The organism is Paenibacillus tundrae, assembly GCF_036884255.1.
Lineage (GTDB): Bacteria > Bacillota > Bacilli > Paenibacillales > Paenibacillaceae > Paenibacillus.
In genome coordinates, this window is sequence record NZ_CP145605.1 from 444,177 (window position 1) to 462,724 (window position 18,548).

Consider the following 18,548-nt stretch of genomic DNA (forward strand, 5'->3'; position numbering starts at 1 on the left):
CTCCTTTCGAGTTAGGTTGTATAAGTTGAATCAGCGTTACACTTAACACTCCGATTGCAGTACCCTCTTACGATCACTGTTATCCCCGGATTTCATGAATGAATCTTAAATGGAGTAAATCCGGGTATAAAGGTGAGCGCTTCGCTTCTCCAGATGGGTTCTGCACTCTTCGTTTGTGTAAAAAGTTCAACTTAAACAATGATTATTGGGGTAAGAAATCGTTCGTATATGCCTTGCTCACATCGATCTGTTCATCCAGCAGCTTCTTGCTGAACATCCAGTCCGTATAGTTCTGCCATACTTCCTTTTTCTGTTCGCCCCAGCGTGGTGCATCGTCTGTGTATTTCGGGCTAAGCCACTTCTGGCTTGCGAGCACAAGATCCTTATCGAGATCCGGTACGGCTTTGATCAGAATATTAGCAGCGTCTTCGGGATGATCAATGGCATACTGATACCCTTCAGACGTGGCTTTCATGAACGCTTTAACCAGTTCAGGATCGTTCTGAATCGTGGTTTCATTCGTTACCAATACAGGTGTGTAATAGTCGAGTGCTTCGGAGTAGTCTTTGACATACAACATGTCGATCGGCTCTCCGCGAAGCTCAGCCTCAATCCCAGTCCATGCATAGAAGATCCAGGCAAAATCGATATCGCGTTTCACGGCAGTGAAGAAGTCGGCATCGCCCATGTTAATGTTTTTCACTTTGGACACGTCAGCGCCTTCGCCCTCCATAATGGATTGCATTACAGCTTCCTCCACTGGGGAGCCCCAGCCTCCATAGGTTTTACCTTCGAAGTCTTTCGGGGATTTAATGTTCCGATCCGTCGGTGCTGCAAATCCAGATGTATTATGTTGAATAACGGCAGCAATCGAGACGAGTGGTACACCTTGGGTACGCGCCTGAGTTACACTTTCCTGATAACTTACGCCAAAAGGAACCTCATTCGAAGCGACCATCGTGTCAGCGCCGCCAGCACCAGGTTGCACGATCTCCACGTTTAAGCCCTCGGCTTCGTAGAATCCTTGATCTACCGCTGCATATAAGCCGGTATGGTTCGTATTCGGTGTCCAGTCCAGTACAACTTTAACATCCCGGAGTGCTGCGTTATCACCTTCACTACTGTTCTCGGTGTTAGTATCTCCGTTAGATTGGGCAGGGCCAGCTTCCTTGCTTCCGCAAGCCGTGATTGCAATCAAGGTTACGCATAGGAGCAACAAGCCGATCATTTTACGCCATCTCATCTTCATTCTCTCCTTCATGTTGTCCGCCTAATTGGCGAGGGTTCTCCTTGGCTTCATATCCAAGCATCGTGCATAAATCAACAGAATTATACCGGCTATGATCTGGATGTCTTTTTTATGTAAAGTGATATGCAAAAGAACATAAAAAAAGCGCCCCGGATTCCGGGACGCGTGCAGGCGTTAGAGAAGTAGCGCGCAGCGATATAGCTGGGCCTATTCGATATACTCCGATTCCTACGCTGGCATGATCCAGATCAGGTCTAAGGGTTAGTATCTTGTGGGATACACTCTCAGCCGGCCAATTCCGACTCCCCTGGGAAACTATGAAGTTAAGGGTGTTACTAGGTGTAATTATAGGCGAGTGAGAACATTGTGTCTATATGTGACCGTCAAAAAGAAAGATTAACGCTGGAAGAATTCGATCCATTCCTTCTCTGGGCCATAGATGAAGAAGTAGCGGTAACCGTTCGGCAGGGTGATGATCTCTCCATCAATAAATTCGGCTTCCGTCGCTTGTATACGCTCATATTCAGCATCAAGATCCTCCACGTGAATCGCAAAATGATGCACAGTTCCTTCGGAGGGAAGTTTGTCGCTATATCCCTGAATCAGTTCAATTTCAGTTTCATCACTGCCATTGAATCCGAGGAAAGCAAGTTGGATCACACCATTGGTATGGGTAACGCGGTCTTTCAGCTCAAGGCCAACGATCTCGGTATAGAAACGAAGCGTGGTTTCCAGATCACGGACAGCGATACCGATGTGGTCGATACGTTTTTGAAAGCTCATTGTATAGTAATCCTCCTAACTGATTCGTGAATATGGTTTACATTTAAGCCGTATCATAGGGGGATAATTCTGGGTTGTCAAATGGGAAAATAATGAGTTTATCTAGATGAAATGTTCTATATTTCAATATAAACATAAGGTATCTTATTAAAGTTCACAAAGTGTTCACTTATGTGACCCTATTCCTCATCTTTATAATTGTCCAAGTAGAAGAGAGGATGAGAGAATTGCCAACAACAAAGAAAGAACATACGTATTTTGGATTGATGATGTGCACAGGAATGGTAGTCGTTATGATGACTTTCAATTTACTGTATAACGGATTAATGTGGAGTATGTCTCCGCTAGAGATCTTATTTCAGTTTGTCCTATGTTTTATTGTAGCTTTTGTGGTGGAAAGCTTTATCGTTGGGCCGGTGGCTCAGAAAATTGCCTTTGCATTGCCATTCAATAAATCGAATAAGGTGATCGGCATTTTGGCGATTTCTGTGTTCATGGTTGTGGGAATGGTGCTAATGATGTCGATGTATGGGATGCTTACGGCGTATCTTGCCAATCAATTGAATGGGAAGTCTCTCGTGGAAACGTATCTTCACACCATACTGCGGAACTTTAGCCTGGCGTTACCGTTACAGTTGCTCATCATTGGGCCGCTTGTTCGATATGTATTCGTTAAATTCATAAAAGCTAAAGAGAATGCGGCTCCCTTCGTTAATACAGGAGCATAATTGGAAAATAGAGGAGAAAAGTGTTAATATTTTTGCCATCAAGAATATTAACAGGTGGTGAAGAAACTGAAGCAAATATTACTGATTATTGTAGCCCTGTTGTTGATTACTGGGTGTAGAGATCAACAGGATGGAGAAGAATACGTCAATACTTCCTCTGATACTAGTACCAGTTTCACCCAACTGGATAGCGAATCAGAGATCAAAGCTAAAAACTTGCAAGAGCTAGTGGCTGTGGGTTTGGAGAAGAGATTAAACAGGGAAGAAAATTCTGAAGATATCACTATCGATGTCCCTTACGATGAAGGAAGTTCTATCTTTGCAACATACTATATCAACCAAGAGCCGGTAACAGAGGTGGGGATGATACAAGCAGTAAAGCGAGAGAACGAATATATATTGCAAAATATAGATCTTAGCCCTATAGATAAACAGGCACCCTTTTGGTTAGCTAAATTTGCAGGCACGACGATGGATGGAAAGAGTAATTTTAGGGTCAACTACGGTTACATTAATGATCCTTCGATAAACGAAATTCGAATTCGATACTCGAACGTCACAATGCACGGCATGTCAATGGATGATCGCAAGACATTTCTGGATGTAACAACAGATGAGAAGATGATCGAGACATCCGTTCAGGGGATAGATGGGGATAACAACCTGGTTTATAAGTATGATTAAAAATGTAAACGTTAGGCTCGTATCACTTGCATTTAAACGTTGCTTTTGTATATACTGATAAACAACAATTACAGATCGGAACATGCCGTTGAAGAGCATCCAACTCGGAGGCGTTTTCGCCAGGGGAGCGATATTTCCCCAAGTTAACCGGAACCGCCCGTTATCGCGGACCAAGCGGCTGGAGCAGTGAATGAACTGTTTCGGCAAGTTGGGTGGCACCGCGAGCAGAGCGCTCCTCGTCCCAAGGGATGAGGGTGCTCTTTGTATTTTTACAGCCAAAGGAGACGGTGACCATGCTTGAAATGAAGTGGATCAGAGCGCATGCAGATGAGGTGCAAGCGGCGGCAGATGGAAAGAAAATCAATATTAACATTCAAGAACTGTTAGAGCGAGACGAGGAACGCAGAGCGTTATTGAAGGAAATCGAAGAAGGCCGCAGGGTGCGTAACGCGTTGTCGGCGGATATTGGCAGGATGATGCAATCAGGTCAGCGTGAGCAGGCAGGGGGACTGCGTAGCGAGGTGAAACAACGGAATGAGCAGTTGGAACAGCTCAAAGCCAAGCTGGAAGCGATCCAAGAGGAATTTACGCGTATGCAGTGGCTCGTGCCGAATGTTGTATCGCCAGATACACCTGTAGGTACTTCGGATGCGGACAATGTAGAGCTACGCCGTGTGGGCGAGATCCCCGCATTTGAGTATAGAATGAAGGATCATGTGGAATTGGGTGAGATGCATGACCTGATTGACATTGCGCGTGGGGTGAAAATCGGTGGGACTCGCAGCTATGTGCTGAAAGGAGCAGGGCTACTACTCCACCGAGCTGTGCAGCAGCTTGCGCTCGATCTGCTCTTGAAGCAGGGATTCACACCGCTAGAGGTTCCGCTCATGGTAAGGGAGGATGCTCTGCTCAACACAGGCTTTTTCCCAACAGGACGAGACCAAGTCTATGAGCTTACCGGTGAGAATAAGTGGCTGGTTGGTACTTCGGAGGTGCCGCTCGTATCCTATTATGCGGATGAAGTCGTGGATGTGGAACAACCTATTAAGCTGGCTGCTGTATCGACGTGCTTCCGCAGTGAAGTAGGATCAGGAGGAAGGGATGTGCGCGGATTGTATCGTGTACACCAGTTTGCCAAGGTGGAGCAGGTGATTCTCTGCGCTCCAGATGCGGCAGAATCGGAACGGATGTTACAGGAGATTACAGGACATGCTGAGCAATTGCTGCAATTGTTAGAGCTTCCTTATCGCGTTGTAGCGGTATGTACCGGGGATATGGGGCAGAAGACGTATAAGCAGTATGATATTGAGACATGGATGCCTAGCCGGGAGGCATACGGAGAGACACATTCCTCGTCCAATTTGCATGACTTCCAGGCACGCCGTTCGAACATTCGTTGTCGTGATGCAGAAGGGAAGCTGGTATATTGCCATACCCTTAACAATACAGCCGTGGCTTCGCCGCGTATTCTCATTCCATTGCTGGAGAATCATCAGCAGGCAGATGGAAGCATTCGAATTCCGGCTGCGCTCCAGCCATATATGGGTGGGGCTGAGTTTATTACATTGCCACATCTGGCGGAAAAAGAGTAAGAGGAAATTGTAACGTTGGTATGCACATGAAAGAGCGGTATTGAACGTGAAATGCCAAGAACCCCTTTATCGCAATGTCACTGAGATAATAAACTTGATGACTTGCTAATCATAGGGGTTCTTTTTTATACAACTAGATATCATAGAAGGAGCATCAGTATATTTCTGGAATATAGTATTAATTGAAATTACTGAGATGGGGAGTGTATAGGATGGGCAAGCATTACGACTACCTCCTGTTAGCTTTTGAAGAAGCAATAGGAGGTTATGTTCATGCGATATCGTAAGCTAGGGAATACGAGTATAGACATTCCGGTGATTGGCCAAGGGACGTGGAAGTTTGGTGAAGATCCGAGGAAAGAAAGAGATGAAGTGGAGGCATTGCGCCATGGTATCCAAAATGGACTTACCCTAATTGATACTGCAGAAGAGTATGGAGGTGGGGGTGCCGAGAGAGTGGTTGGTCGTGCTATTCATGATGTCAGAAGTGATGTATTCCTAGTCACTAAAGTATCAGCCAAGCATTGTTCTTACCAAGGTGTTCTTAGAGCGGCAGAGGAAAGTATAGATCGTTTGAGAACGGATTACATAGATCTTTATTTGCAGCATTGGCCAAGCGCACACTACGAAGTTGCTGAGACGATGGAGGCTATGTCGGAACTCGTGAGTAGAGGAATAATCAAACATGTAGGCGTTAGTAATTTTACGCTCGATTTGATGAAAGAGGCTCAATACCATTTAGGCGACACACCGTTAGTGTGTAACCAGATAGCTTATCATTTACATGATCGAAGTGTAGAGAAGGAAATACTACCTTTTTCCAAAGAGAACAGCATAACTATTATGGGATATTCACCTTTTGGATATGCTCCATCTAAATTTGGTAATAAAGGATTCCCACAAGTGGGTTCCGCAGAGAGAAAGATACTCGATACCATCGGAGATAACTATGGCGTAACCGCATATCAGGTTGTGATGAACTGGATTATAAGGCAGGAAGGTATAGTTACCATCCCCAAAGCGGCGAGTATACAGCATATAGAAGATAATTTGAGAGCTCTAGATTGGGAGTTAGAAGAGGCGGACTTAGCAAAAATCGAGAGATGCTTTCCGCTGATGGACTAGGCTATAGCTAACTACCTGTAATACATATGATAGGAGCTGAACGGAAATGATGACAGCATCATTCTCACATAGACCCGAAGGGTACGAATGTCCATTTTGTTGTATATGGGGTATCGATGGGCCTAATCAAGGAACCAAGCAAAGGGAGATCATCTATCAGAACGAAAAGGTAACGGCATTTATCGCACGTAAATGGTGGCCGAACAATAAGGGGCATGTGCTCATCATTCCTAATCAACATTTCGAGAATATCTTTGACCTTCCTGCCGATTATGCTGCTGAAATCCACCGGGCGGCTCAGCTTACAGCACTTGCCATGAAGAATACATATGGATGTGATGGAATTTCTACGCGGCAACATAATGAACCTGCTGGCAATCAAGACGTATGGCATTATCATCTGCATGTCTACCCTAGATATGTGGATGATCAACTGTATCTGTCACAAGGTGCTAATTCTGATCCAGAAGAACGTGCTCTTTATGCTGACAAGCTGCGTTCTTGGATCAATGAGAATTCGTAAAATTCAGGAGAATACATCAACATATCATTTAATGGGTATCCAGATTTGAGGTGGTTGATTAGGCCCGGGATAGACCTCGAATTCGGGAATACCAGTATGTTCATAAGGGTTGGAGGGGAACCATTCTGTGATGATCTGTTTCCACAGCGCCTGCATACTTGCCGGCATCGGTCCTTGCACTTCAAATACGCACCATTTGGAAGCGGGAATTAGAAGCGCCGATAATCCTTCGGGTACTTCTCCATCGTATGAGGTAGCAATCCAGTATTCCATTTGTTTCTCATGAATCTCGTTCTGATCCACACAGACACCAAGAATTCCTTGAATCAATCCGTTATTTAATTGAAACAAGCGATCCTCAGCTCCACTGTGATATGCATCTTGCCACATCGTAGAGATTCCAGACAGGTGTTCTCCGTTTATATACGAAAAGGATTGTTGGATTCCTACCACCGAAAATTCATCATGTTCTACCATTTTATAATTCATGGGTTCTGCTCCTTTTAAGCTAAGCTGAATAACCAAGCGGTTATACGCCTTGATTGAGATCTTATTTCGACGGGCTTCACTAGGGGGGAAGCCATGTTGTCTGCGAAAAGCTTTGGAAAATGACTCTGGCGTGTCATAACCGTACTTGAACGCTAAATCAATGATTTTGCCATCGCTTTGCAGAAGCTCATATGCTGCTAATGTTAATCGTCTCCGCCTAATATACTCTGCAATCGTAACATCAGCTAATAAGGAAAATGTACGTTGAAAATGAAAGAGAGACAGGTTGGTTTCAGCCGCAATTTGTTCAATGGTCATGTCCTCAAGCAGATGATCTTCAATATATTGAATAGCTGTTTGTAAGGGCTGAATCCATTTCATGTTGTGATCACTCCTTGATGCATATCATACAGGGTTGTTGCTTCAGCAGCCTGTCTTTTTCTGCTTTCATTTGTCCGTTTGTATGTATGGTTTCTTCAAAAAGAAAAGTTTAATGAAAATCGGAGAGGTTGTTACCCTGCTCATTATGCTTAAGAAAACTGCCAAAAACCTGCAATGGGATGTTCAATCTCCTTACCTGCTTTGGCGAAAATATATAGTGAACCAAAATAAAAAGGATAACTGCCATCCTCTTGAATCAATGTGCCGGGATAACCGTCTTCATCTACTTGGAAAAAGAATGAAAATGACTCTTCCTTAAGTTTGGCAAAATAATAGTCCTCATTTTGAATCAGTCTCGGGGTGCCTCCCACTTTGATTAAAAAGGGTCGATCCATTGATTCTTCATCATTAGTTAGTTGACCAGCTGAGATGATGTGTTTGATAAGATTTGAGTTAGCAAAGGTAGTATGCATGCTTTCTGCTGAAATGGGATGCTCAATCACCTTGACCGCGCAGTTTGGATAAATGTTGTTCTCCAAATGCCTATCACGATCTTCTGGGATAAAAATTGAAATCATGCTATCTGGTATAAAGGGATGCTTGAGACTTAGATAGAAAACATACTTTTGGTCGAGTTCGTGGATGAAGTCGGATTGATCGTCAAAAAAAACGGGCGCATTCCCGCCAATCCAGCCTGCTCCGTGTTCGCTCGTTGAATCCAAATCCGCGTAATAAAGGATACAATCTGATCTCTCGATTAAAATATTCTTTTTGTTCTCCATCATCCTGTTCAACTCCTCTCAAAAACTAACATGATCGTCACTGCTTTGACAAAAAGGTGTTCGCTGAATTGAATAGTGCTGGTTCAAATTCGTATAGTTCTTATTTTATTATAATGAACGCTCGCAAACGAAGCGACTTCTCTCGAATGAATTCAGAGAGAAGTCGCCGGTTAAGCTTTTTTATATTGTGCAGCAGGATTCTTCCCCGTCCATGTCTTGCTTCGCTTTATTGGATGTTACCGAATACACGATCACCGGGTTAAAAAAGAGGTTAAACCAGTTCATTCTAGTGACCTCAAATACGATTTGTTAGGCTGAAGACATTTTATTTGTTTGCGCTAAGTGACAACAAGTGCTTCAGATTATCATCGATAAATTGATTGTCGGCACTGTTGATGCCGCGACCGGCAAAGTGACCCCAGATGGACTGAATTGGCCTAAAGGTAGCATTAGGGATACGCGCGGCCTCATATTCATTATCGTCTGCTGTACAGAAGAGATCGGTGCTTCCCGGCATGATGCAGGCAAGGGCTTGTATACTCTTAAGCGCTTGTTCAAAATCTCCGTTATAGGAAGGGTTGGCACTAATATCTGCATGCTGACCTGTCCATAACATGGTTAGAACATTATGCGGGTCCATATTCATAAAGCTATTCTCCCAGACACCAGCTACAAAATCCTCCAATGTGTCAAATCCCATCTCACGATAAAGCTCTTCTCTATAAAATGCATGGGACAGTCCCCATCCTGCATAAACCCGACCAACAGCACGCATGTCTGTGGAGGTTAGTTGATTTAGTTTGCTTGAGTCGAAGCCAACGGCAGATAGCAGTGAAGATTTTACGCCTTCCAGTACCACATATGTGTGAGGCCAAGGTTTGGCGATGCCTCCGAAAGGTGCGATTCGTTCGACCATCTCTGGGTAACTTGCACCCCATTGAAATGCCTGAATGCCGCCCATGGACCACCCGACGACAAGAGCAACTTTTTGAATACCGAATTTCTCAGTTAGTAGCTGGTGCTGGAATTGAACGTTGTCATAAATGGTTACCTGTGGGAAGTTAGCCCGATCGAATGGAGGCGGCGTATTACTTGGAGACGAAGATAGCCCATTGCCCAGCAAATTGGGAACGATAATAAAATATTTCTCTGGATCGAGTGCCATCCCGCTGCCAATGAGCCATTCATTCTGAATATGCTGATCTCCAAAAGCCGTTGGATAAACAATAACATTATCCCTTTGTTCATTTAATTTTCCGTATGTTTTATAAGCAAGAAAGGCATTTGGTAACGTCACTCCTGATTGTAAAAGTACATCACCCGAATTAAAAATTTCATAGTCCATCATGGATTCGCTCCCTTCAAAATGAAGACCACATGTTCACTGTGATCTCTTGTGCTCAGTATAGAGTCGTGATACCCTCAATAAAAGTGAATAGAATTCAATGTAGTGTTCAATAAAATTGAAGGTGGAAGGAGAAGTATCGGATGGAATTGCGTCAACTGAATACGTTTTGCACGGTTGCAACAACTTTAAATTTCACGCGGGCAGCAGAAGTGCTGAGCTACGTTCCTTCCAATGTCACGATGCAAATTAAAGCATTGGAAGATGAGTTGGGTGTTCGTCTCTTTGATCGGTTGGGCAAGCAACTCGCGCTCACAACTGCGGGGAAACGATTTTTAACACACGCCCAAGGCGTTCTTGAGAAAATGGACGAAGCTCGAAGTGTTGTCCATGATAATGAAAAACTAAGTGGTACCCTAACGATAAGTGCGAATGAGGTTATTTGCTCCTATCGGCTTCCACCCGTTTTCCAAAGGTTTCGTTCGCAACATCCCGGCGTTCGTCTGATCTTTCGCTCTGTTCCGAATCAAGAGCTTAAGCAAACGTTATTCGAGGGGACGACAGATATCGTGTATATACTGGATGAACCAATTCGCTCGAAGGGACTGGTGGTTGAATCACTTGTGGAGGAAAATTTCCGTTTGTTAGCGGCTCCTGATCACCCTCTCGCTAAGCGACCTGTGCTGCAGTTGGAAGATTTTCATGAAGAAGTGTTCCTGACGAATGAAAAGGGTTGTCCATATCGAATGATGTTTGATCGTTCATTTGAGAAAGAAGGCATGGATAGCATCACATATCTGGAGTTTCAAAGTGCTGAAGCCATTAAACAATGCGCGATCTCAGGCATCGGTATCGGCTTTCTTCCTGAAGTCGTCGTGCAAGCGGAAGTGGAACGCGGAGAACTTGTTGTTCTCCCATGGCAAATTCCGAACCTACAGGTGCACACACAAATGTTGTGGCATAAGGACAAGTGGCTTTCACCGATCATGCTATCTTTTATTGAAGCAACAAGAGATGTTTTTCGTTCACAGATGAAGGAAGAAGAAGTATAGTCTCCTAGATTAAAAAAGAAGAAAATGTCGATTTTTAATGTAGATGCTCCGCTTGGTTATATTACAATTCACTTTTGTGCATATAGATTCCGATATACTATAATAGAAGTAAAATACTGGATAGTAGGAGGATGAAAAGTTCATGATTAGTATGAAACAGGCGCTTCGCGGAGCACTTGCTCTAGTTCTTGTATTCGGGGTGCTAGCACCAACACTAGTCTTTGCCGCTACAGGAGATGTCACTTCGATTGAGATCACGAATGAGAGCCCACGGAAAATGAGTGTATCTGAGACAGCTACGCTTCAGGTCATGGCCGTTATTGAAGGTTTTGATAATAAACAGGATGTGACAGCGGGGGTTACGTGGTCAACCAGTAATGCAGCCGTTGCAACCATTGCAAAGGGGAAAGTTAAGGCTGTATCAGCAGGCCAAGCAACGATCTTTGCCCAGCTTGATGGAGCAAAGGCCGAGCTTGTAGTTCAGGTTCAGGACAAGATTAAGAGCATCAAGGCTTCGCCTAACTCCTATAGTTTTGTCAAAGGTAGTGAAGGTACACTGCCGAAAGTAACGATTACCCGTGCAAATGGCAAGTCAGAAGACGTCACGTCGGAGATTGTATGGACAGTGTCCAGTTCGTCGGCTGTGTTGGAAGACGGGAAGATCAGAGGTATTACACCTGGTCGCGTATTATTACAAGGGAAGTACGGTTCAACAACGGTGAAAGTACCGGTTGCGATCACGGACGTGATTACGAAGATTGATGTAACACCGAAGGCATTACAGCTCAACATCAAGAAGTCGAAGGCATTGAAAGTAGTTGGTACATATGCGAATGGCAAAACGATCAATCTTTCGAAACAGGTGATCTGGACCTCTTCAAATAATAGTGTAGCTACAGTCAAAAATGGTACCGTTAAGACGTTGACTGAAGGACAAGCAACCTTGACAGGAACGTATCAAGATCAGACAATAACCGTAGAGGTTACTGTCGTACCTTTGCTCAAAAAGCTGATTACAGGGCAGAAGAAACTGGTGTTATCTCCGCAAGGAAGCACAACACTCAGCTTGATGGCTCAGTATGACACGGGCAAAATGACTGTTGTAACCAACAGTGCAGTATGGACCAGCAGTAAGCCTGGTGTAGCGACGGTTACAAACGGGAAGATTCAAGCGGTATCTAAGGGCAAGACCTCCATTGTAGCGAAATGGGGAAATAAAAAGGTGAGCATACCTGTTACGGTAAAATAATCTCAGAACTACAACACGAGTCTGTAATACGATATGTATCTGGTGACAACTCGCGCTATATATGTAATATTTATACAAAAGCAAAGAAGCAGGGAGCGTAGATTATACGCTCCTTTCTTGTAATCTTTATCAGAATTTCAAGGATCGGATGTGATCATTTGAAAGGCTCCATTATAAGTTCGGATTGGAATTGGAATGATGTGGCTTATCTTCGATATCTCCTGTTATCGATTCTCTCGGTACTGACTTTTCAGATGAGTGACAAGATGGAAGGGATGAAACATCGTGCCTATACCAAGTACCTTGAAGGGTATCGATTGAAGAGTAAGCAGATCCAATGAGAAGCAGACTTGTTTATTTCATCGCAACGATCATCACGATGGGGCTAGGTCTTGCTTCGCGTCATTATGGAGATCAGCTACCCAAGTGGGTGAGTGAACATGCAGGAGACGCACTGTGGGCAGGCATGATTTATTTTGGTGTACGCATGGTATGGCATAGGCGTAGTACAGCTTGGGCAGTGATGATTAGTTTGCTGTTCTGCTGGATGATCGAATTCTCACAATTGATTCAGACACCATGGCTAATGAACTACGTTCGACGTTGTTAGGCGCACTTATTCTGGGTCATGGTTTCCTCGTGGTTGATCTCCTTCGTTACGCTGTTGGAATTCTGTGTGTGTATATGTTGGATCGTTATTTCCCGAGCAATATCAATCGCATGTAAGATGGGAAGCGGGTTTTAGATATAGGTACCGATATAGGTACGGATAAGGAGATGCTGATGATGAATGTGGACAAGCTGTTTAGTGAATCCCCGGAGTTTGAGACAGAGCGATTGTTACTAAGACGTCTGACCATGAGTGATGTTGAGGAGTATTTCCAATTTGCTTCCGATCCACGTGTGAGTGAACAGAGCTTGTGGAATTGTCATGAGACGATGGAGGACTCAGTTCAATATATTCAACGCGTCTTGGACAACTATGAGCGTAAAACAGTTTATCTATGGGCTTTTGTCTGGAAAGAGACAGGTCAACTGATTGGCAGGGGCGGGATCTTTGATCTGAACGAGTCTATGCAGAGCGCTGAGTTAGGATATGCTATATCTAGTTTATATTGGAATCAGGGTGTTGCATCTGAAGCAATGCAGCCGATTGTACATTATTGTTTTGAAGAGCTTGACTGCAATCGTCTAGGTGGTAGATGCAATGCAGGTAATATAGGATCTGCGCGGGTGATGGAGAAGATAGGTATGTCATATGAAGGTATACTGCGTAAGCAATTGAAAATCAAAGGTGTCTTCACGGATCAGAAAATATACTCCCGAGTTCGGGATGATCTATAATATATGAATGACGGATCGAACTTGTAATGGTATAACATTGGTTTTGCATTGAACTTTACATATGAATTCAGGAGGTATAGCGATGATCTACAGTATCATATCCCGCTCCACTTGGGAGCAACTATCGGGGGAGAGCTTCTATGCTCCTGACAGCTTGAATACAGATGGTTTCATTCATTGTTCTACGAAAGAGCAGATTCCGTGGGTAGCTGGGCAATATTATGAAGGACGTACGGATCTGCTCCTGCTTGGTATCGATGAGAAAGTATTACAAGCAGAATTAGTTTATGAGGATTTGTATAACTTAAACGAACTTTTTCCACATATCTATGGTCAGCTTAATTTGGATGCCGTGCACAAGGTTCTCGATTTTAACCCAAATGAAGATGGATCATTTTCTTTTCCGGAATAGTGAGATAAGTGTTGATTTTAATCATGAAGGAATCTTAACAGGATGAGCTTCATCATCTGATCGCTATGTGGAAATTGAAATTATCATTCTCATATCAGGAAAGGTGTGATGTTATGGATCTCAATCCAAGCTTTCTGGAGACTGCCGAGAAACAATTTTTATATTATAAACAGCTTGGGGACAAAGCCATGGCGCAACTTGAGCCTGAACAATTATTTCAATCCTGGAATGAAGATACGAATAGTATAGCCGTGATTGTGAAGCACCTATGGGGCAATATGTTATCCCGCTGGACAGATGTGTTAACGACAGATGGAGAGAAGGCGTGGCGGGAACGTGATGCTGAATTTATCAACGATCTGTCTACGCGGGAGGAAGTGCTGGACAAATGGGAGGAAGGCTGGAGCTGTTTGCTGAGCGCCATTCGTTCATTCACACCCGATCAATTATCCCATATCATCTACATTCGTAATGAGGGTCATACCGTTATGGAGGCAATCACCCGCCAGCTAGCACATTATCCGTATCATGTTGGACAGATCGTATATGTCGCCAAAATGCTCAAAGAGACGTCATGGGATAGCTTATCCATTCCGCGAAATGGGTCTACCCTCTATAATGGCGAGAAATTCGCCAAGCCTAAGATGACAAAGCATTTTACAGACGAGGAACTTAAAAGGGAGGAACCCAAATGACACAATTAACTCTAATTCGGCATGGGAGTACAGCTTGGAATAAAGAGAAGCGATCACAGGGGCAGACGGACAACCCGCTGGATCAAGAAGGTAGAGAACAGGCGTTATTGCTTGCCGCAAGACTTAGCTCAGATTCATGGGACGCGATCTACGCCAGTGATCTGGAGCGCGCCAGCGAGACCGCTCGAATCATCGGTGATCGATTGGGGATCAAGGAGATTCACCTCGATCCACGTCTACGTGAAATGGGCGGAGGTCAGGTCGAAGGAACAACAGAAGAGGAACGGGTATCACGGTGGGGCGCAGATTGGAGCAGCATAGAGTTAGGAAGAGAAACAGCCGATGCGGGAACGTCACGTGGCATGGAGGTCATTGAAGAAATCTGCCGTAAGCATCCACATGATCGAGTACTTGTCGTTAGCCATGGAGCGATACTCCGTAACACGCTTAGAGGATTGCTGCCTGAACTTGATGTAAGTGTTAAGCTGTCCAATACTTCCGTTACCCGGGTCGAAAAGAAGGCAGAGGTTTGGGGTTGTGAGTTGTACAACTGCAGCGTGCACCTGAATCCTTCGGAAGGAACGCGATAGATGGAAGCTTCAGCGCTTAAAGAACAGTTGCTGCTCTTCCGAAGAGATGATACATTGCCGTCTGGCGTTGAGAACCCTTATGAAGTGGCAATGCATATGTTACGACATATTGGGAGCACGGATCCAGTTCTGCGGGACGAACTTATCTATGTTACGTTTGCAACATGGATTGCGCATGGTGTGTTCTGTGCTGCTCAGCTAAGGGAAATATTGTATATAGCAATAGATGATGAACATCTCTTCTATCGTCTGGGTGAACAGGGAACGGACAGTGTGTTCACAAGAACATTTTCGGTGTTGCTCATACCCCCTATTCTTAGCATAGATCGGCAAAGCCCTTTTCTAAATAAGACAGATATCGAGCGTGTTCAGGAACGATTGATTACGTACTTGAAGGAAGAGAAGGATATTCGAGGGTACGTCGAGGATAAGGGATGGGCACATGCCCCAGCACATGGTGCAGATGCCGCCGAGGATCTCGCACAATCGTCTAATATCGATCGACCTGGCTTGAAGGAGCTAATGGCAGCACTTGCTGTGAAAATAACGGAGCCCAGTACAGTGTACATCTACGATGAGGATCAGCGGATCGCGCACGCTGTCGTAACGATTCTCCGCCTGAATATGTTGGAGTTACATGATATTGCAAGTTGGGTCGATGCTCTTCAACGTTCGGATTCTAGGGGAACCCAGACCCTGCAAGAGACCAGCCAGCAGGCGATGAATGTACGAGTCTTCCTGCAAACCCTATATTTTATGATTCGGACAGAAGAGGCAGAGCCGTTTATATTTGTTCGTCACGAAATTATAAAGGTTATTGATAAAGCCCGCCTTTGACGCGATATGCCTTCCGGCATGATCAGCATGCAATATGGATTCAAGCTGAAAGGTGATGACTAATCTGAGGTGAGGAGGAGAGAGCTTGAATACACCGATGTATTTATGGACAGAAGAGATGTTGTCTCCGATCAGCGAGTCAGCAATAGTTATACGTTGCGGAGATATGATCTCTGATGAGGTTCATCAACGGGTGATGTCCGTCTGCTCAATGTTGGATCATATGCATGTACCAGGATTAATAGAGGCTGTGCCGTCATTTGCATCGGTTACGTTATTCTATGATCCGTATCTTCTAATGGAATATGTGTCTAGCAATCTAGATTCTACATCTAGGACAATAGAAATAGGTGGATCATACCCACGATCACGAGCGGATTCATCAGCTACCTCCCCGTACATATACCTGCGTAACCTCCTCCTCCCCTCTTTACAAGGATTACAATCGGTAGCACCCAAACAAACCAGAACGGTTACGATACCCGTATGTTATGGGGGAGAGTTTGGGCCGGATCTTGAATATGTAGCGTCAGTGCATGCATTAACGCCAGATGAGGTAATTGCTATTCATACGGCGGGTGAGTATTTGGTACATATGCTTGGGTTTGCCCCGGGGTTTCCCTATCTGGGTGGACTATCTGCACGTATTGCCACACCAAGACGGGCAACGCCAAGACTTCGCGTGGAAGCTGGCACAGTTGGAATCGGCGGTGAGCAAACGGGCATATATCCGCTCGCGACTCCTGGGGGCTGGCAGTGTATTGGGCGAACCCCAATCGCATTGTTTCGTCCGAATGACAATCCACCTAGTTTATTGACTGCCGGGGATCGGGTTCGCTTCACACCTATATCCATTCAAGAGTATTACGAACATCAGGAGGCTAAGTCATGAGCATAGAAGTGATCCGCTCAGGTCTGTTATCCACCGTTCAGGATGAAGGTAGATTTGGACAGCGCCGATATGGGATTCATCCCGGAGGAGCAATGGATACCTTTGCTGCGAGGGTGTCTAACATGGTAGTGGGCAACACTCGGAATGCAGCCGTAATTGAGATGACGATGACAGGATCTGAGCTCCGATTCGAGGAAGATCAGTTAATCTCCCTATGCGGAGCCGATCTATCAGCAATGGTAGATGATATGGATATTCCCATGTGGAGACCCATTGTAATGCCTGCCGGAGCGGTCTTACGATTCGGACGATGTCGTTCAGGGCTTCGAACGTATATGGCGGTTGCAGGTGGCATCGATGTACCTGTGATCATGGAAAGCCGGAGTACGGATCTGAAGACCGGAATTGGTGGTATCGATGGACGTGCTTTGCATGTCGGTGACAAGCTGAGGATAGGTAAGCCTTCTGCAGAAGCGAGTATGATCTTGGATTTCTGGGGAACAAAACCGGAGTCTAATATTCATCGTGTGAAAGCACCTGCATGGTATTTCTCCAGTAATGAATGGCCTGGCTATCGCGCAGAGCCTGTTATTCGTATTGTACCGGGCATAGAGAATCGTGGATTTACGGAAGAAAGCTTACGAACATTTTACGAAGAGCCTTACCTTGTATCGCCTCAATCGGATCGAATGGGCTATCGTATGCAAGGTGCTGTCCTAGAACGGAAACGAGCCAAGGATCAGCGATTATCTGAAGCGGTCACCTATGGAACAGTGCAGATTCCTGCGGACGGTCAGCCAATCATTTTGATGGCAGATCATCAGACGATAGGCGGCTATCCTGTACTTGGTCAGGTTGCCAAGGTTGATCTACCTATTTTGGCGCAGGCTAGACCTGGAACAAGGGTTACTTTTAGACAGATCACATTCAGGGAAGCGGAGATGTTATGGCTCGAACAAGAGCGGCATCTACGATTGGCTGAGAATTTCATTCGCAGCAGGATGGTAGCGGGAATGGAGGAACTTCGGTGAAACAGGTGGATATGAACTGTGATCTAGGTGAAAGTTTCGGGATATATCAAATGGAATCGGATGAAGCGATATTGCCTTTGATCACTTCTGCCAATATTGCCTGTGGCTTTCATGCCGGTGATCCAGGGACGATGAGGCGTACTGTGGAGCTTGCCATGAAACATCATGTCGCTATCGGAGCCCATCCGGGTTTACCTGATCTACAAGGGTTTGGCAGAAGACGTATGGAGATCACGCCTCGGGAAGCCTATGATATGGTGGTTTATCAACTGGGTGCTTTGGATGCGTTTGTCCGTGCCCAAGGGGGGAAGATGCATCATGTGAAGCCGCATGGAGCTCTGTACAATATGGCTGCGGTGGATGCTGGCTTGGCAGATGCAATTGCGGAGGCTATCTATCAGGTTCAGCCTGAACTGTACCTATACGGTCTGGCAGGCAGCGCTATGATTGAAGCGGCAGATCACATTGGTTTGCGTAGCGTGAGCGAGGTATTTGCAGATCGAACCTATGGAGCAGATGGCATGTTGACCCCGCGTAGTCAGGCTGGGGCAATTATCCAGCATACAGAACAATCGCTCGCGCAGGTACTTCGTATGGTGAAGGAAGGACTTGTTGATACTACCGCAGAAACGAGCGTACCTATTAAAGCTGAGACGATATGCATACATGGTGACGGGGCACATGCCCTTACGTTTGCACGCCAGATTCGTGCTATGCTAGAGGCCGAGGGAGTTACCCTGTCTGCGATAGGAACAATTGGATGAG

Annotated in this window: 21 protein-coding genes, 1 pseudogene and 1 riboswitch; of the genes and pseudogenes, 17 read left to right on the top strand and 5 right to left on the bottom strand. The window is 45.1% G+C overall.

What is annotated here, in order from left to right; genetic code table 11:
* Nucleotides 1–202: 202 nt before the first annotated feature.
* Both V6W81_RS02080 and V6W81_RS02085 read right to left on the bottom strand, forming a co-directional pair.
* On the bottom strand, nt 203–1,243 hold the full coding sequence (locus tag V6W81_RS02080; protein WP_338541387.1) for an ABC transporter substrate-binding protein: 1,041 nt from the start codon (nt 1,241–1,243) through the stop codon (nt 203–205).
* 213 nt (nt 1,244–1,456) lie between these two features.
* Nucleotides 1,457–1,568, bottom strand: a riboswitch (TPP riboswitch).
* 77 nt (nt 1,569–1,645) lie between these two features.
* Nucleotides 1,646–2,032, bottom strand: coding sequence for a VOC family protein (locus V6W81_RS02085; RefSeq protein WP_338541388.1), 387 nt, complete (start codon nt 2,030–2,032; stop codon nt 1,646–1,648).
* Between the two features lie 227 nt (nt 2,033–2,259).
* Here V6W81_RS02085 and V6W81_RS02090 point away from each other — a divergent pair, with 227 nt between their 5' ends.
* From V6W81_RS02090 to V6W81_RS02110, 5 genes are all read left to right on the top strand, one after another.
* The gene (locus V6W81_RS02090; RefSeq protein WP_338541389.1) at nt 2,260–2,760 is read left to right on the top strand and encodes a hypothetical protein; all 501 of its coding nucleotides are present in this window, start codon (nt 2,260–2,262) and stop codon (nt 2,758–2,760) included.
* A gap of 54 nt (nt 2,761–2,814) precedes the next feature.
* A complete protein-coding gene (locus tag V6W81_RS02095) occupies nt 2,815–3,444 on the top strand; it encodes a hypothetical protein (RefSeq protein ID WP_338541390.1) in 630 nt (209 codons plus the stop codon).
* Between the two features lie 293 nt (nt 3,445–3,737).
* Nucleotides 3,738–5,036: a serine--tRNA ligase gene (serS, locus tag V6W81_RS02100; RefSeq protein WP_338541392.1), complete on the top strand. Its 1,299-nt coding sequence runs from the start codon at nt 3,738–3,740 to the stop codon at nt 5,034–5,036.
* A gap of 273 nt (nt 5,037–5,309) precedes the next feature.
* Nucleotides 5,310–6,161 (top strand): aldo/keto reductase, encoded by an 852-nt coding sequence (locus V6W81_RS02105; protein ID WP_338541393.1) that lies wholly within the window; start codon nt 5,310–5,312, stop codon nt 6,159–6,161.
* 46 nt (nt 6,162–6,207) lie between these two features.
* Entirely contained in the window at nt 6,208–6,684 is a 477-nt protein-coding gene (locus tag V6W81_RS02110; protein ID WP_338541394.1) for an HIT family protein, read from the top strand.
* A 24-nt stretch (nt 6,685–6,708) separates the two neighbouring features.
* Here the strand turns inward: V6W81_RS02110 and V6W81_RS02115 are convergent, their stop codons facing one another.
* From V6W81_RS02115 to V6W81_RS02125, 3 genes are all read right to left on the bottom strand, one after another.
* Entirely contained in the window at nt 6,709–7,554 is an 846-nt protein-coding gene (locus tag V6W81_RS02115) for an AraC family transcriptional regulator (protein WP_338541395.1), read from the bottom strand.
* 149 nt (nt 7,555–7,703) lie between these two features.
* A complete protein-coding gene (locus V6W81_RS02120; RefSeq protein ID WP_338541396.1) occupies nt 7,704–8,339 on the bottom strand; it encodes a hypothetical protein in 636 nt (211 codons plus the stop codon).
* A gap of 322 nt (nt 8,340–8,661) precedes the next feature.
* On the bottom strand, nt 8,662–9,681 hold the full coding sequence (locus tag V6W81_RS02125) for an alpha/beta fold hydrolase (RefSeq protein ID WP_338543916.1): 1,020 nt from the start codon (nt 9,679–9,681) through the stop codon (nt 8,662–8,664).
* Between the two features lie 143 nt (nt 9,682–9,824).
* Between V6W81_RS02125 and V6W81_RS02130 the strand changes: the two genes are divergently transcribed.
* The 12 genes and pseudogenes from V6W81_RS02130 to V6W81_RS02185 all read left to right on the top strand — a co-directional run bounded on the left by V6W81_RS02130 (nt 9,825) and on the right by V6W81_RS02185 (nt 18,547).
* Nucleotides 9,825–10,733 (top strand): LysR family transcriptional regulator, encoded by a 909-nt coding sequence (locus V6W81_RS02130; protein WP_338541397.1) that lies wholly within the window; start codon nt 9,825–9,827, stop codon nt 10,731–10,733.
* Between the two features lie 142 nt (nt 10,734–10,875).
* Entirely contained in the window at nt 10,876–11,982 is a 1,107-nt protein-coding gene (locus V6W81_RS02135; RefSeq protein WP_338541398.1) for an Ig-like domain-containing protein, read from the top strand.
* A gap of 158 nt (nt 11,983–12,140) precedes the next feature.
* Nucleotides 12,141–12,323 carry a hypothetical protein gene (locus V6W81_RS02140; protein ID WP_338541399.1) on the top strand — a complete coding sequence of 61 codons (183 nt, stop codon included), beginning with the start codon at nt 12,141–12,143 and terminating at the stop codon, nt 12,321–12,323.
* 125 nt (nt 12,324–12,448) lie between these two features.
* Nucleotides 12,449–12,708 (top strand): annotated as a pseudogene (locus tag V6W81_RS02145) (DUF2809 domain-containing protein).
* A gap of 57 nt (nt 12,709–12,765) precedes the next feature.
* Nucleotides 12,766–13,326 carry a GNAT family N-acetyltransferase gene (locus V6W81_RS02150; protein ID WP_338541400.1) on the top strand — a complete coding sequence of 187 codons (561 nt, stop codon included), beginning with the start codon at nt 12,766–12,768 and terminating at the stop codon, nt 13,324–13,326.
* 82 nt (nt 13,327–13,408) lie between these two features.
* Nucleotides 13,409–13,738, top strand: coding sequence for a DUF952 domain-containing protein (locus V6W81_RS02155; protein ID WP_145050152.1), 330 nt, complete (start codon nt 13,409–13,411; stop codon nt 13,736–13,738).
* 113 nt (nt 13,739–13,851) lie between these two features.
* Complete coding sequence (locus tag V6W81_RS02160; protein ID WP_338541401.1) at nt 13,852–14,433, top strand: DUF1572 family protein; 582 nt, start codon at nt 13,852–13,854, stop codon at nt 14,431–14,433.
* Nucleotides 14,430–15,023 carry a histidine phosphatase family protein gene (locus tag V6W81_RS02165; RefSeq protein ID WP_145050156.1) on the top strand — a complete coding sequence of 198 codons (594 nt, stop codon included), beginning with the start codon at nt 14,430–14,432 and terminating at the stop codon, nt 15,021–15,023. Before V6W81_RS02160 ends, V6W81_RS02165 begins: the two co-directional genes overlap by 4 nt.
* On the top strand, nt 15,024–15,860 hold the full coding sequence (locus tag V6W81_RS02170; RefSeq protein WP_338541402.1) for a DUF2785 domain-containing protein: 837 nt from the start codon (nt 15,024–15,026) through the stop codon (nt 15,858–15,860).
* Nucleotides 15,861–15,957: 97 nt separating this feature from the next.
* A complete protein-coding gene (gene pxpB, locus V6W81_RS02175; RefSeq protein ID WP_338543917.1) occupies nt 15,958–16,752 on the top strand; it encodes a 5-oxoprolinase subunit PxpB in 795 nt (264 codons plus the stop codon).
* A complete protein-coding gene (locus V6W81_RS02180; RefSeq protein WP_338541403.1) occupies nt 16,749–17,783 on the top strand; it encodes a biotin-dependent carboxyltransferase family protein in 1,035 nt (344 codons plus the stop codon). The genes pxpB and V6W81_RS02180 overlap by 4 nt, the downstream gene beginning before the upstream one ends.
* Nucleotides 17,780–18,547, top strand: a complete 768-nt coding sequence (locus V6W81_RS02185) for a LamB/YcsF family protein (protein ID WP_338541404.1) — start codon at nt 17,780–17,782, stop codon at nt 18,545–18,547. Before V6W81_RS02180 ends, V6W81_RS02185 begins: the two co-directional genes overlap by 4 nt.
* Nucleotide 18,548 lies beyond the last annotated feature (1 nt).